The following is a 13,467-nucleotide window of genomic DNA, read 5'->3' as shown; positions in this document are numbered from 1 at the left end:
TTTTCGTTACTGTGTCGGCACGGCCAGCAGGGAGGTGACGTGATGACCCGGATGTCAGCGTGAAGGGCGTAACGGTGGTGCGGATCACCCTGTGGGTGCTGTGGAGCCTGTGGGGCATCGCCTGCCTGGTACTGCTGCTGGGTGCGGCCGCCAATGCCCTGGCGTCGCGCACGCAGACGGTGCCGCTGGTGCTGAGTCCTGGCGCAACCGCCCAGATCACCGTCTACCGCCTTATCGATGACCAACTGCGGTTGCGCCTGCGCTATGCCGCGGACGGTACAGAGGCTGACCCCGAGGTGCTGCTGCACATCGAAACTCCGACCGATCAGAGAGACTTCCGCGCAGGGGAGCGTTCGGGAGTGGCCGGGCAGGGCATCAATCGCGCGCTGGCTTCGGTTGAGTCCAGCGGCCTTACGGCGTTCTACTTTGGCTATGGCCGCGGCGACGCATTGCCACGCGGCCGCTCATGGCTACGGGTCACCGTGCTGGAGGTGGACCCGGCGCTGGCCGGGCACGCGGCAGACATCGAGCTGCAGCCACCGCTGGACCTGCTGAAGCTGACCGACCTGGATTACATCTGGCTGTGGCCGTTCTTCTTCTGGAAGATGGCGGCGCTGTTCCTGCTGATTCCAGGGGCTGCGTTGGCTGTCTTTACTCTGGTGTTGAGGCGCTGGCAGCGCCGGGCGTCAGTGCCGCCGACTTCAGCAGGGGATAGGGGTTGATCGACTCTCCCTTCCACCACTGTTTTTCCGGTCCGAGCATGTGTACTTCGAAATGCAGGTGCGGCGCGTCGGCACTGGCATTGCCTGTGCTGCCGACGTAACCGATCACATCCCCGCGTTTGATCACCTGTTTTTCCGCCAGGCCATCGGCATAGCGCTGCAGATGCGCGTAGTAGTAGCACCAGCGTCCGCTGGGTTCGAACTGGTAGATCGTCAAGCCGCCGCGCTCGCTGTCGAACAGTTTTTCCACCGTTCCATCGGCCACCGCCAGCACCGGCGTACCGGTATCAGCCATGATGTCGATGGCATCGTGCACGCGACCCTCGCTGCGTGCATCGGTGAACGTATCGCGCAGCTGGGACGCCTGGATACCCTGCACCGGCAGCAGCAGACCGGACGGTGCATCCGGAGCCTGCGCGGCTGACGGCGCGGTGGCGGCGGGTGGGGCTGTTGCGCGCGGCGCTGCTGGTTCCGTCACCGGCGCGGCGGCCATCGTCGATGGCGCTGCCGGCAGCGAGGCGGCTACCGGCTCACTCGCGTCGCGGCGCAGCCACCAACCTGCACTCAGTCCCAGCAGAACGCCCAGTACGATCAGCTGCGGAAGGCGCATCGGCTCACTCCTGCATCACCACGGGGACCGAAGTGTCCACTGCATCGGCCACACGCAGCGCATCCCAGTTGGTCATGCGTACGCAGCCATGCGATTCGGTCTTGCCCACGTGGCCGGGTTCAGGCGTGCCGTGCAGGCCGTAATGCGGTTTGGACAGGTCGATCCAGACGCGCCCGACCGGATTGTTCGGGCCCGGTGGCAGGGTGGCTTTCTTCTCGCCCTTGCGGGCATCCCAGAACAGCTTCGGGTTGTAGTGGAACGGCGGGTCGCGGTACACGCCGAGGATCTTCCATTCGCCGATCGGCAGCGGATCGTGCTGGCTGCCCGAAGACACGGGGACCTGTGCGATCAGCTTGCCCACTGCATCAAGCAGCTGCAGAGTGGAATCGGATTTGTCGACCACGATCTTCGCCGCCTTCGGCAATGCGGCCAGTGCGATGTTGGGTACCTGGATGCGGCTGCCAGCCTTGGTCAGGTCCACGTCGGGATTGAGCGCCTTCATCAGCTCAGGGGAGGCATGGAAGCGCTCGCCGAGGGCTTCTTCCACACTGCCGTAGCCCAGCGATGTGAGCTTGGCCTGGGCGGCGGGCCCTTTCGGAGTGGCCTGGAACGGACCGGCGACATCCTCAGCAGTCAGCGTGTAGCTGGCCAGCGGCCCAACGGTATCGGCCTGCAGGGCCTTCCAGGTGGCGTCGTCCAGTTCACCCGTTACGTCCAGCCCGTGCGCTGCCTGGAAACCCGACACCGCGCGCCGCTGGTTGCTGCCCACTTCGCCATCGATCTGGCCAGGGGAGAAGTTCGCGCGATCCAGCAGCACCTGGGCGTGCAGCGCGGAGTGGGGTGCGGTGTCCGGTCCGGCCGTTTCGGCAATGGGTGCGGGCAAGTGGGGCGGCGGCGCCTGCGCGAAGGCTGGCGACGCCAGCAGCGAGAGAGCGAGCAGGGTGGATCGGGACACGGGCAAGGGCATTGGGATCTCCAGCAGGTCACGCCACCACCTTGCCCGCAGCAGCCGCCGAGCCACCGTGAAAGGGATCTGATGCCGCATGAGCAGCCATAGGTATTGCAGCCGTGTCCAGCGCGCAGGTGCTGCTGCGCAGGGGGCTCACCAAGGTGAACGGTGGCCGACGCCGTCGACGGACGGCGATCAAGATTGCCTGCCGGGCCGCCGATAAGGGCGCATCCCCCCGTTTTGGATACCCCCATGAACTACTTGAGGAACGTCAGGGTTGCCTGGCGTCTTGGGCTGGGCTTTGGCCTGTTGCTGCTGCTGGTTGCCGCCGTGGTGGCCACCGGCGCCACCGCCAGTGTCGTGCAGAAGCGCGCGATGCAGCAGGTGGTCGACGTCAGCGTGGCCAAGGTGCGTCTGCTGTCGCAGATGCTCGATGCCAACAACCAGATGATGGTCGTGCGCCGCGAAATGCTGATTCGCCAGGGCGAAGACCGTGGCAGCGACGAGAAGCGCATTGCCGACCTGGTCAAGCGCTACGAGGCCAGCTGGACCGCCTACCAGGCGCTGCCCAGCGACGCCGACGGCAAGGCCATCGCGGAAACCATCGCCGCCAAGCGTGCCATTGCGCGTCCACTCAACAAGCAGACCAGCGAACTGATGGAGCATGGCGACTACCCGGGCGCCGTAGCGCTGACCCTGGGCCCGGTGCAGGAAGCGGCAAACGGCTGGAACAAGGCGCTGTCCGATGGCGTAGACTTCGAAGAGAAGGAAAGCCGTGATGCCGCCGCCGAGGCGATCCGCCTGGGTGAGCGCAGCCTGCTGCAGCTGCTGGTGCTGGGCGGCGTCGCGCTGCTGGTGGGCATTGGTGCCTCGGTGATGATCGGCCGCAGCCTGACCGGTCCGCTGGCCCGCGCGGTGAACCTGGCCGAGCGCCTGTCCAAGGGACAATTGGACCAGGAGTTCCGCCTTGGCGGCCGTGACGAACTGACTCAGCTGGGCGAGGCGATGGCCAGCGTGCGGCAGAGCGTGCAGGCGGCGATCGGCGCACAGCTGCAGATGGCTGAGCAGCATGAGGCGGGCGCGATCCGCTATCGCATGGACGCCACGGCGTTCCCCGGTGACTTCGGCCGCATGGTGCAGGCCACCAACAGCCTGGTCGAATCGCACGTGCAGGTGGAGCTGCTGATGGCCGAAGTGATGCAGCGCTACGCCATCGGCGACCTCAGCCGCGACCTGCCCGACTACCCGGGCGAGAAGGGCACGCTGACCCGCACCCTGGCGGCAGTGAAGCAGAGCCTGATGGCGATCAACGCGCAGATCGATGAATTGGCCCGCGCCGCACGCGCCGGTGATTTCAGCATGCGTGGTGATGCCGCTGCGTTCCAGTACCAGTTCAAGGCGATGGTCGAACATCTCAACGGCATGATGGCCAGTTCACAGGCCAGCATCGCCGATGTCTCCGACGTGCTGCGCGCGATCTCGCACGGCGACCTGACCGCACGCATGGACGGCGAGTACGACGGCGTGTTCGCACGCATGCGCGACGATGCCAACACCACCACCGCACAGCTGACCGGCATCGTGCGTGGCATCCAGGTGGCTGCCGACAGCATCAACAACGCGGCGCAGGAACTGGCCGCCGGCAACAACGACCTGTCGCGCCGTACCGAGCAGCAGGCAGCCAATCTGGAAGAAGCGGCCGCATCGATGGAGGAACTGACCTCCACCGTGCGCCAGAACGCCGAGCTGGCGCGTCAGGCCGACAGTGAAGCGCATGCGGCCGGTGCCGCCGTGCGCGAGACCGAGCAGGCGATGGCACAGATGGCCTCGGTCATGGGTGAGATCGACCAGTCCTCGGCACGCATCTCGGAAATTTCGACGGTGATCGATGGCATCGCGTTCCAGACCAACATCCTGGCGCTGAATGCTGCGGTGGAAGCGGCGCGTGCAGGTGAGCAGGGGCGTGGATTCGCCGTGGTCGCCAGTGAAGTGCGGACGCTCGCGCAGCGTGCCGGTGTCGCCGCCAAGGAGATCAAGGAACTGATCGAAGATGCCGCTGCCAAGGTGAAGAGCGGCCTGGCAGTGACCGTTGAATCGGAAGCCGCGATCGCCCGCGTAGCCCAGGCAAGTTCGCGCACCACCCAGCTGATGAGCGACATCGCAGCGGCAAGCAAGGAACAGGCCGCCGGTATCGAGCAGGTCAACCAGGTGGTGGTGCAGATGGACCAGGTGACCCAGCAGAACGCTGCGCTGGTGGAAGAAGCCACCGCGGCGAGCCGCGCGCTGGAAGAACAGGCGCATGCACTGACCACGTCGGTGTCGGTGTTCAAGGTGGAAGGCGACACAGCTTCGGTTGTGCCGCGTCGCGCAGCCTGAGCTGCTGCGCGGTAAGCGTTGTGGTGCCGGTCACACCATGGGCGTCCATGGTGTGACCGGATGTCAGTCCACGACTTTGCTGATATGTCCGTTCTCAATCTTCCAGATCACGTCCTTGGCCGTACTCACGAACAGTGGCGCGCGTGCCCAGAGACTCCAGTAAACGTGGATCTCGGTCGGCGTTGGATCGAGTAGATGGGTCACCATCATGGCACCCTTCCGCGGTGGACGCTGCAGCGTGATGCAGGAGAGGGTGTAAGGCCGGCTGGAAGTGATCTTTTCATCCGCGATTTCCACGCGATGGCTTCCCCCCAGAGGCACCGCTGCAGGATCGAATGTGCCGGGAAGCAGGTAGACACTCCAGGCATTTGCCGTGCCGTCCACGTTCGGTAGCACGACCGTGTTGTAGTTCTTCGAGCACGCTTGAAACTTGCTGCTCAATGCCAGTGCACGCGCAGCTGCCGCGCCGGCCTCATAAGGCGATAGTGGCTCGGGTGGCGACAGGGTCTGTACAGGACCGGCAAGCGTTCCCTTGTCGTCGGTGACTACCCGATACAGCACGCTACTGTCACCTCCGAGGATACTGACGACATAGCGGTTGTCGCGTTGTTCGGTGACCCATCCAGCAACGCGGTCATCCTTGCGCATTCCCTTCGCTACGAGTGCGTCGGTTGCGCGTTCGGCGGCAAGATCATGTTCGAACAATGACCGGCCGAGAGATTCGATCCGCGCAATATCGGCGTCCGCAGTCGCGGTCGCAGCCTGACGGGATTCGTGGGGTGGGTCAGAGGCGGTGATCGCATGCGCAGCGGGTGCCATCGATAGCAGGGCTGCCAAAGCTGCGGAGCATTGGACATTCATGGATGATTCCCCTTTGCCGCGTCCAGCGGCTTGGAGAAGTATGGCTGATCTGCGGGCGTCAATCCCGATTGACGGGCTCAGCTGCTGGCGCGGGTACGTGCCGCTTTCTTCGCCGCCACCTTTCGCGCGGTCTTCCTCGCCGCACGGGTCTTCGCCGCTTTCTTCGCGGCAGCACTACGCGATGCAGGGGTGGTGGCCTTCTTCGCCACCGTCTTCTTTGTTGCCTTCTTCGTGGCCGTCTTGCGGGCCGGCGCCTTCTTCGTAGCAGTCTTCTTGGCAGCCACCTTCCTGGTGGTGACCTTCTTTGCCACCTTGCGTCCACTGCCACTGCGCTTGCCGCCGCCGTCCTGCTTGTTCACAGTGGCCCAGGCGATGCGCTCTGCGGTGCTTTCGCTGGCACCGCGCTCGCGCTCGCTCTCTTCGATGTGCTCGGCCTGGCGCTTCTGCTTTTCGGTATAGGCGGACTTGTCACCGCGGGGCATGGCCGGTTCTCCGGTGGGGGCTGGCCCCCACGGTGGGCCTGGCGGCGTTAAGCGCAAGTCCCGCAAGGGTGATCGCACCGGCAAGGGGCCTCGGCTATGCTTGTGGCATGCGAGTCGAGCCCGCCGACATCGAAGCCCTGTTCGACGCCATCCCGGATGTGCTGTTCTTCATCAAGGACCTTCAGGGGCGTTACACCCACGTCAACCAGACCATGCTGCGGCGGCTGGGCCTGCGCGCGCGCAAGGACGTGATCGGGCGTACCGCTGCTGAAATCTACCCGACCGGCCTCAGTGCGGACTACGTCGACCAGGACGCCCGCGTGCTGTCCGGTGAGGTGATCGAGAACCTGATGGAGCTGCACCTGTTCGCCAACCGCGAACCGGGCTGGTGCCTGACCTGCAAGCGCCCGCTGGTGGTCGATGGGGCCATCGAGGGCCTGATCGGCATATCCCGCGACCTTGGCCAGAAGGACAGCCTGGGCACCCAGTACGAGCAGCTGCGGCTGGCCCTGGCCCACCTCAATGCGCACTACGCCGAAAACGTGCGCATGCAGACCCTGCTGGACATCACCGGCTTCTCGCTGTCCAAGCTGGAGCGCAGCTTCCGCAAGGTGTTCCAGATGACCCCGCAGCAGGTGCTGACCCGGCTGCGGATCCAGATGGCCATGCACCTGCTGCACGGTGACGACAGCATCGCCTGCATCGGCCAGGCCTGCGGTTTCAGCGACCAGAGCGCCTTTACCCGCAAGTTCAAGGCTGAAACCGGTTTCTCGCCGCGCGCCTACCGCGCCCGTATTGGTGGCAACGTCGGCGAGCCGGCGCTGGCCTGAGCCGCCTGCTGCGCTGTGCCTATCCCCGTGGGCACGGGACAGGGTAAGGTGTCGCCCCTGTAGCCGCCGCCAGCCCTGCCGATGCCCAACTCGATTCCGACCGCTTCGCCGTCCCGCCTCGGGCACTCGCTCAAGCCCCGCCAGCTGATCATGATGGGCCTGGGCAGCGCCATCGGCGCCGGCCTGTTCCTCGGCTCGGGCGTGGGTGTACAGGCGGCCGGCCCGGCGGTTCTGGTGTCGTATCTGGTCGCTGGTGCGCTGGTGATCATCGTGATGAACGCACTGGGCGAGATGGCGGCGGCCAAGCCGACCAGTGGCGCGTTCTCGGTCTATGCCGCTGATGCCATGGGAGCCACCGCCGGCGCCACCGTGGGCTGGCTGTGGTGGGTGCAGCTGGTGATCGTGATCGCCGCCGAGGCGGTAGGCGCGGCCGGGCTTCTTGCCACGGTCTGGCCGGCGATACCGGTACCGATGGCGGCGCTGGCCTTCATGCTGTTCTTCACCGCGATCAACCTGCTGGGAGTGAAGAACTTCGGCGAGTTCGAATTCTGGTTCGCCATCCTCAAGGTGGTGGCGATCCTGGCCTTCATCGCCATCGGCGTGGCGCTGCTGATGGGCTGGCTGCCGCAGGTGACCTCGCCGGGCCTGAGCAACTTCACCGAGCATGGCGGCTTCGCGCCGAAGGGGCTGGCCGGTATTGGCGCGGCACTGCTGGTTGTCGTTTTTGCCTTTGGCGGGACCGAGATCGTAGCCGTCGCTGCGGCCGAAACCGAAGATCCCGAGCGCAGCATTGCCCGTGCCATCCGCACCGTGGCCTGGCGCATCCTGGTGTTCTACATCGGCTCGCTGAGCGTGATCATCGCCGTGGTGCCATGGACCAGCGAGGCGCTGAAGTCGCCGTTCGCTGCGGTGCTGGATATTGCCCGCATCCCGGGCGCGGGTACGGCCATCACCCTCATCGCCGTGATCGCGCTGCTGTCGGCGCTCAATGCCAACCTCTATGGCGCCTCGCGCATGATGTACTCGCTGGCGCAGCGCCGCGAAGCCCCGGCCGTGTTGGGCTGGACCGACCCGCGCCAGGTACCGGTGATCGCCGTGCTGGCCAGCGTGCTGTTCGGCTTTGCCGCCACGGTGATGGAACTGCTGTTCCCGGACCGGGTACTGCCGGTGCTGCTGAACATCGTCGGTTCCACCTGCCTGCTGGTCTGGACGCTGTCGTTGGTTTCGCAGCTGGTGCTGCGCCGCCGGGCCGACCGCCTCGGCACCCGCCTGCCGTTCCGCATGGCCGGATTCCCGTGGCTGACCGTCTGTGCGCTGGCGATCCTGGCACTGATCTTCGGCCTGCTGCTGAGCGAGTCGCACACCCGCCTGCAGTTCCTGTCGATGGTGGCACTGACTGCCACCATCGCCGCCAGCAGCGCCATCGCCCGGCGCATGCGCGAGGCGTGACTGAAGCTGCCGGCCAGCGGCCGGCACTACCACGGGGGCTGCACATGCGCCGTGCCATCCTGATCGTGTGGGCCGCCCGCGGCCCGTCGACCAGGAGTACCGCATGCTGCGCAGCCGCCCCTTCCTGATGTTCACCGGCCAGGCCGAAGCGGCCCTGGCTCTGTATGCCGAGGCCTTCGCCGATTTCCGCCTGCTGGCAATGCAGCGCCATCCGGACGGCGCCGGTGCCGGCGTGCCCGGGCAGGTCCGCCAGGCCATCTTCCTGCTCGGTGGAACCCACTACCTGTGCTTCGACAGCCTGGACGTGCACGATTTCACCTTCTCACCGTCGATCTCGCTGTTCGTCGAGTGTTCCGGCGCCGAGCAGTTCGAACGTGCCGCACGCGTGCTGGGCGAGGGCGGCCATTGGTTGATGCCGGTGGGCGACTATGACTTCAGCAACCGCTACGGCTGGGTGCAGGACCGCTTCGGCGTATCGTGGCAGTTGAGCCTGGGGCAGATGCCGGATCCGTGATCGGATGTTTGTGGGTGTGGACCTTGGTCCACACGCGCTTATGAAAACGGCCCGCTTGCGCGGGCCGTTTTCTTTACCGATGCAGCGAGGAATCACGCCTCGACTTCATCATCCTTGTAGGCATCGACCGGGATGCAGGCGCACATCACGTTCTTGTCGCCGTACACGTTGTCCACGCGTGCCACCGGCGGCCAGTACTTCTGCAGCTTCAGGCTCGGCAGCGGGAACGCAGCCAGTTCACGCGGGTAGGCGTGGGTCCACTCGCTGGCGGTCACCGCGGTCGCGGTATGCGGCGCGTTCTTCAGCGGGTTGTCCTCGCGGTCCAGGCGGCCGTCTTCGATCGCGGTGATTTCCTCGCGGATCTGGATCATCGCGTCGATGAAGCGATCCAGCTCGTGCAGCGACTCGCTCTCGGTCGGCTCGACCATCAGCGTGCCGGCCACCGGGAAGCTCAGGGTCGGGGCGTGGAAGCCGAAGTCGATCAGGCGCTTGGCCACGTCCTCGGCGCCGATGCCGCTGGTCTTCTCCAGCGGGCGCACGTCCAGGATGCACTCGTGTGCCACCAGGCCGTTGCGGCCGGTGTACAGGGTCTTGAAGTGCGGGGCCAGGCGCTTGGCGATGTAGTTGGCGTTGAGCTGCGCGACCTGGGTGGCCTTGCGCAGGCCGTCGCGGCCCATCATCGCGATGTACATCCAGCTGATCGGCAGGATCGAGGCGCTGCCGAAGCTGGCCGCGCTGACCATGCCGACCGGGCCGTTGTCACCCAGCTTGCCTGGCAGGAACGGCGCCAGGTGCTCCTTGACCGCGCACGGGCCGACGCCCGGGCCACCACCGCCATGCGGGATGCAGAAGGTCTTGTGCAGGTTCAGGTGCGAAACATCCGAACCCCACTTGCCCGGCTTGGCCACGCCGACCAGGGCGTTCATGTTGGCACCGTCGGTGTACACCTGGCCGCCGTGCTTGTGGATGATCTCGCAGATCTCCACCACCTCTTCCTCGAACACGCCGTGCGTGGACGGGTAGGTCATCATGATCGCGGCCAGGCGGTCGCTGTACTTCTCGGCGTTGAGGCGGATGTCCTCGACGTCGACGTTGCCGTTGGCATCGGTTTTGGTCACCACCACCTTCATGCCGCACATCTGTGCCGAGGCCGGGTTGGTGCCGTGCGCCGAGTCCGGAATCAGGCAGATATCGCGATGTTCCTCACCGCGCGAGCGGTGGTAGGCGCGGATCGCCAGCAGGCCGGCGTACTCGCCCTGCGCGCCGGAGTTCGGCTGCAGGCTGACCGCGTCGTAACCGGTGCATTCCACCAGCATCGCTTCCAGCGTGTCGATCAGTTCCTTGTAGCCCAGCGCCTGGTCGGCCGGCACCAGCGGGTGGATCTGCGAGAACTCCGGCCAGGTCACCGGAATCATCTCGGCGGTGGCGTTGAGCTTCATGGTGCACGAGCCCAGCGGGATCATCGTGCGGTCCATTGCCAGGTCCTTGTCGGCCAGCGAACGCAGGTAGCGCAGCAGCTCGTGCTCGCTATGGTGGGTGTTGAACACCGGGTGGGTCAGGAACGCGGACTGGCGCAGCAGGCCGGCCGGCAGCGCATCGGCAGTGCTGGCATCCAGTGCGTCGACGTCCAGCGAGGCACCGAACACGGCAGCCACGGCGACGATGTCGGCGCGGGTAGTGGTTTCGTCCAGGCTGATGCCGACCGAGTCGCTGTCGATCGCGCGCAGGTTGTAGCCGGCGGCGCGGGCCTTGGCGTGGATCTCATCGGCGTGCACGCCGGTGACATGCAGGGTGTCGAAGAAGTCGCCACCGACCTGCACGCCTGCATTGCGCAGCGCTGCGGCCAGGATCGAGGCCAGGCGATGGGTGCGGCGGGCAATGCGGGTCAGGCCTTCCGGGCCGTGGTAGACGGCGTACATCGACGCCATCACCGCCAGCAGCACCTGTGCAGTACAGATGTTGGAGGTGGCCTTCTCGCGGCGGATGTGCTGCTCGCGGGTCTGCAGGGTCAGGCGGTAGGCCGGGTTGCCCTGCGCGTCGATCGAGACGCCGATCAGGCGGCCCGGCATCGAGCGCTTGTAGGCGTCACGGCACGCCATGAAGGCGGCGTGCGGGCCACCGAAGCCGAACGGCACGCCGAAACGCTGGCTGTTGCCGACCACGATGTCCGCGCCCCATTCGCCCGGGGCGGCCAGCAGGGTCAGGGCCAGCAGGTCGGTGGCCACGGCCACCAGGCCGCCGCGTGCGTGCACGGCATCGACCAGCGCCTTGTAGTCGCCGACCTGGCCGAAGGTATCCGGATACTGCAGCAGCAGGCCGAAGGCTTCCGCTTCCAGCGCTTCGGCCGGGGTGCCCACGCGCAGCACGATGCCCATGGGCTCGGCGCGGGTGCGCAGCAGTTCCAGCGTCTGCGGGTGCACGGCGTCGTGCACGAAGAAGGTGTCCGACTTCGACTTGGCCGAACGCTTGGCCAGGGTCATCGCTTCGGCGGCGGCAGTGGCTTCGTCCAGCAGCGAGGCGTTGGCGATTTCCATGCCGGTGAGGTCGGCGCACAGGGTCTGGAAGTTGATCAGCGCTTCCATGCGGCCCTGCGAGATTTCCGCTTGGTACGGGGTGTAGGCGGTGTACCAGGCCGGGTTTTCCAGGATGTTGCGCAGGATCACGTTCGGCGTGTGGGTACCGTAGTAGCCCTGGCCGATGAAGCTGCGCAGCACGGTGTTCTTGTCGGCGATCGCACGGATCTTCGCCAGTGCCTGCACTTCGGTCATCGACTCCGGCAGCGCCAGCGGCGCCGGCGACTTGATCTTGGCCGGTACGATGGCATCGGTCATGCCATCCAGCGACGCGTGGCCGACGACATCGAGCATCTGCGCGATCTCGGCGTCGTTGGGGCCGATGTGGCGCTCGACGAACGCATTGTGGTGCTCGAGCTCACGCAGGGAAGGGGTGTTCTGGGACATGGCGAAGGATCCGTCAGGAAAGGGCACACGCACGGGCACAAGCCGCCGGTCGGCGGTCTGCGGGGCGCCCCTCTGTCCTTTTGCCTGAGAGTTTAAAAGCGCGGCGGACCGCAGCTTCGTGCCCCTTCGGCGCCGGATCGAACCGGTCTCTCCAGAGTTCTGTTACGGGTGGTATCGGGCCTGAGCGATTACGGGCGTTGCGCCTTCGGCAGCGGTGTTCCGCTTCTCCCACCGTGTTGCCCGCTGATTATAGCCCGTTGCGGGCCCGCCGGCCGCCTCCAGACATGGCCGCCGCGCCTGAATGGCCGATGGCCATGTCGTGCGTTTTGTGCACCGCTGCATGGCATCGGGCGCAATCCCCACCTATGATGAGCGGATACCCGAATTCATCTGGCGCCGTCCCTGCAGAAGGGGACCGGCGCCCGCCGTGCGTGCCGCGCATGGCCCTGCCGGACGCCTTCCCCATGACCGCCGCTGTTGCTCCCTCCACCCGCCGCATGGCCCTGCTGCTCGCCGGTCTGGCCATGTTCGGTCCGTTCTCGATCGACACCATCTTCCCGGCGTTCCCGCAGCTGGCCCAGCGCTTGGCGGTGGACGAAGTGGCGGTGCAGCAGACCATCAGCGTGTACCTGCTGTTCTACGGCCTGATGAGCCTGGCGCACGGCCCGCTGTCCGATGCCTGGGGCCGCAAGTGGGTGATCCTCGGTGGCCTGGTGGTGTTCGTCGGCGCTTCGGTTGGCTGCGCGCTGTCCACCGACCTGACCACGCTGCTGGCGTTCCGTGCGCTGCAGGGCCTGTCGGCGGGTGTCGGCATGATCGTCGGCCGCGCGGTGATCCGCGACCTGTACCACGGCCACGACGCGCAGCGGCTGATGAGCCAGGTGTCGATGCTGTTCGGTATCGCCCCGGCCATCGCGCCGATCATCGGTGGCTGGATCCTGCTCAGTGGCGCCGGCTGGCCGCTGATCTTCTGGTTCCTGGTGGTGTTCGGGCTGGTCCTGCTGGCGGCCACTGCGCGCTACCTGCCGGAGACCCATCCGGTCGAAGCACGCGTGCCGTTGTCGCCGCGCACGTTGATGCGTGACTACGTACGCATCGGCTTCAATCCGCGCTTCCTGCGCCTGGCGCTGGCCGGCAGCATCGGTTTCGGTGGCATCTTCCTGTACATCTCCTCGGCGCCGGTGTTCGTGATGCAGCACCTGCACCTGGGCGAGGGCGGCTTTGCGTGGCTGTTCATTCCCACCATCGGTGGCATGACCACCGGCTCGTTCCTGTCCGGGCGCATGGCTGGGCACACTACGCCCACCCGCCAGGTGTCCATTGGGTTCGGCCTGTGCGCGTTGTCGGTGCTGCTGAACGTCGGCTACGTGGCGCTGTCGCCGCAGTTCGTGCTGCCGTGGGCAGTGCTGCCGATCTTCCTGGGCGGCATGGGCATGGCGCTGATCTTCCCGATCCTGGCGCTGGCGGTGCTGGACATGTACCCGCACCAGCGCGGCCTGGCCTCGTCGCTGCAGGCGTTCGTGCAGCTGATGATCAGTACCGTGGTGGCCGGCGTGGTGTCGCCGCTGCTCAGCGCCAGCCCGCTGCACCTGGCCCTGGGCCAGGCCGCGTTCTTCGGCGCCGGCTTCGTGTTCTGGTACTGGGAACACCAGCGCGAGCGCGCGGCGCAGGCAGCCTGCACGGGCCATTGAGCAGCGCGCAGGGGTAGGGCGGA

The 13,467-nt window shown here is 66.3% G+C and carries 11 protein-coding genes and 1 riboswitch; of the genes, 6 read left to right on the top strand and 5 right to left on the bottom strand.

The genetic code is table 11. From position 1 onward, the window contains the following. Positions 1 to 59 precede the first annotated feature (59 nt). Complete coding sequence (locus tag ACZK2R_RS17075) at positions 60 to 722, top strand: hypothetical protein (protein ID WP_180838660.1); 663 nt, start codon at positions 60 to 62, stop codon at positions 720 to 722. Here the strand turns inward: ACZK2R_RS17075 and ACZK2R_RS17070 are convergent. Together ACZK2R_RS17070 and ACZK2R_RS17065 are read right to left on the bottom strand one after the other, a co-directional pair. After that, positions 652 to 1,332 (bottom strand): M23 family metallopeptidase, encoded by a 681-nt coding sequence (locus ACZK2R_RS17070; RefSeq protein WP_180838659.1) that lies wholly within the window; start codon positions 1,330 to 1,332, stop codon positions 652 to 654. The genes ACZK2R_RS17075 and ACZK2R_RS17070 overlap by 71 nt on opposite strands. A 4-nt stretch (positions 1,333 to 1,336) precedes the next feature. Next, complete coding sequence (locus ACZK2R_RS17065; RefSeq protein WP_180838658.1) at positions 1,337 to 2,299, bottom strand: L,D-transpeptidase family protein; 963 nt, start codon at positions 2,297 to 2,299, stop codon at positions 1,337 to 1,339. A gap of 234 nt (positions 2,300 to 2,533) precedes the next feature. On the opposite strand from ACZK2R_RS17065, the gene ACZK2R_RS17060 reads away from it, so the two are divergent. Then, positions 2,534 to 4,657: a methyl-accepting chemotaxis protein gene (locus ACZK2R_RS17060; protein WP_180838657.1), complete on the top strand. Its 2,124-nt coding sequence runs from the start codon at positions 2,534 to 2,536 to the stop codon at positions 4,655 to 4,657. A gap of 63 nt (positions 4,658 to 4,720) precedes the next feature. Here ACZK2R_RS17060 and ACZK2R_RS17055 read toward each other — a convergent pair whose 3' ends face one another. Together ACZK2R_RS17055 and ACZK2R_RS17050 are read right to left on the bottom strand one after the other, a co-directional pair. Then, positions 4,721 to 5,518 carry a hypothetical protein gene (locus tag ACZK2R_RS17055; RefSeq protein WP_180838656.1) on the bottom strand — a complete coding sequence of 266 codons (798 nt, stop codon included), beginning with the start codon at positions 5,516 to 5,518 and terminating at the stop codon, positions 4,721 to 4,723. A gap of 77 nt (positions 5,519 to 5,595) precedes the next feature. After that, positions 5,596 to 6,000: a hypothetical protein gene (locus tag ACZK2R_RS17050; protein WP_121504627.1), complete on the bottom strand. Its 405-nt coding sequence runs from the start codon at positions 5,998 to 6,000 to the stop codon at positions 5,596 to 5,598. A 107-nt stretch (positions 6,001 to 6,107) separates the two neighbouring features. On the opposite strand from ACZK2R_RS17050, the gene ACZK2R_RS17045 reads away from it, so the two are divergent. The 3 genes from ACZK2R_RS17045 to ACZK2R_RS17035 all read left to right on the top strand — a co-directional run bounded on the left by ACZK2R_RS17045 (position 6,108) and on the right by ACZK2R_RS17035 (position 8,793). After that, positions 6,108 to 6,830, top strand: a complete 723-nt coding sequence (locus ACZK2R_RS17045; protein ID WP_032127825.1) for an AraC family transcriptional regulator — start codon at positions 6,108 to 6,110, stop codon at positions 6,828 to 6,830. A gap of 81 nt (positions 6,831 to 6,911) precedes the next feature. Then, positions 6,912 to 8,279, top strand: a complete 1,368-nt coding sequence (locus tag ACZK2R_RS17040) for an amino acid permease (protein ID WP_134951366.1) — start codon at positions 6,912 to 6,914, stop codon at positions 8,277 to 8,279. 103 nt (positions 8,280 to 8,382) lie between these two features. Continuing rightward, a complete protein-coding gene (locus ACZK2R_RS17035; protein WP_005410627.1) occupies positions 8,383 to 8,793 on the top strand; it encodes a VOC family protein in 411 nt (136 codons plus the stop codon). Between the two features lie 92 nt (positions 8,794 to 8,885). On the opposite strand, the gene gcvP is transcribed toward ACZK2R_RS17035, so the two are convergent. Beyond that, positions 8,886 to 11,753, bottom strand: coding sequence for an aminomethyl-transferring glycine dehydrogenase (gene gcvP / locus ACZK2R_RS17030; protein ID WP_180838655.1), 2,868 nt, complete (start codon positions 11,751 to 11,753; stop codon positions 8,886 to 8,888). A 62-nt stretch (positions 11,754 to 11,815) separates the two neighbouring features. Continuing rightward, positions 11,816 to 11,918: riboswitch (glycine riboswitch) on the bottom strand. 299 nt (positions 11,919 to 12,217) lie between these two features. Here gcvP and ACZK2R_RS17025 point away from each other — a divergent pair. Continuing rightward, positions 12,218 to 13,444, top strand: coding sequence for a multidrug effflux MFS transporter (locus ACZK2R_RS17025; protein WP_126928402.1), 1,227 nt, complete (start codon positions 12,218 to 12,220; stop codon positions 13,442 to 13,444). Positions 13,445 to 13,467 lie beyond the last annotated feature (23 nt).

Source organism: Stenotrophomonas sp. 96582_Sma (genome assembly GCF_056480905.1).
This window is presented reverse-complemented; position numbering and strand designations above follow the sequence as displayed.

What these genes read in the sequence shown, in the direction of transcription:
- ACZK2R_RS17035 (WP_005410627.1), top strand. Translation starts at nt 8,383, where the DNA reads ATGCTGCGCAGCCGCCCCTTCCTGATGTTCACCGGCCAGGCCGAAGCG.
- ACZK2R_RS17060 (WP_180838657.1), top strand. Translation starts at nt 2,534, where the DNA reads ATGAACTACTTGAGGAACGTCAGGGTTGCCTGGCGTCTTGGGCTGGGC.
- ACZK2R_RS17040 (WP_134951366.1), top strand. Translation starts at nt 6,912, where the DNA reads ATGCCCAACTCGATTCCGACCGCTTCGCCGTCCCGCCTCGGGCACTCG.
- ACZK2R_RS17055 (WP_180838656.1), bottom strand. Translation starts at nt 5,518, where the DNA reads ATGAATGTCCAATGCTCCGCAGCTTTGGCAGCCCTGCTATCGATGGCA.
- ACZK2R_RS17025 (WP_126928402.1), top strand. Translation starts at nt 12,218, where the DNA reads ATGACCGCCGCTGTTGCTCCCTCCACCCGCCGCATGGCCCTGCTGCTC.
- ACZK2R_RS17045 (WP_032127825.1), top strand. Translation starts at nt 6,108, where the DNA reads ATGCGAGTCGAGCCCGCCGACATCGAAGCCCTGTTCGACGCCATCCCG.
- ACZK2R_RS17070 (WP_180838659.1), bottom strand. Translation starts at nt 1,332, where the DNA reads ATGCGCCTTCCGCAGCTGATCGTACTGGGCGTTCTGCTGGGACTGAGT.
- gcvP (WP_180838655.1), bottom strand. Translation starts at nt 11,753, where the DNA reads ATGTCCCAGAACACCCCTTCCCTGCGTGAGCTCGAGCACCACAATGCG.
- ACZK2R_RS17050 (WP_121504627.1), bottom strand. Translation starts at nt 6,000, where the DNA reads ATGCCCCGCGGTGACAAGTCCGCCTATACCGAAAAGCAGAAGCGCCAG.
- ACZK2R_RS17065 (WP_180838658.1), bottom strand. Translation starts at nt 2,299, where the DNA reads ATGCCCTTGCCCGTGTCCCGATCCACCCTGCTCGCTCTCTCGCTGCTG.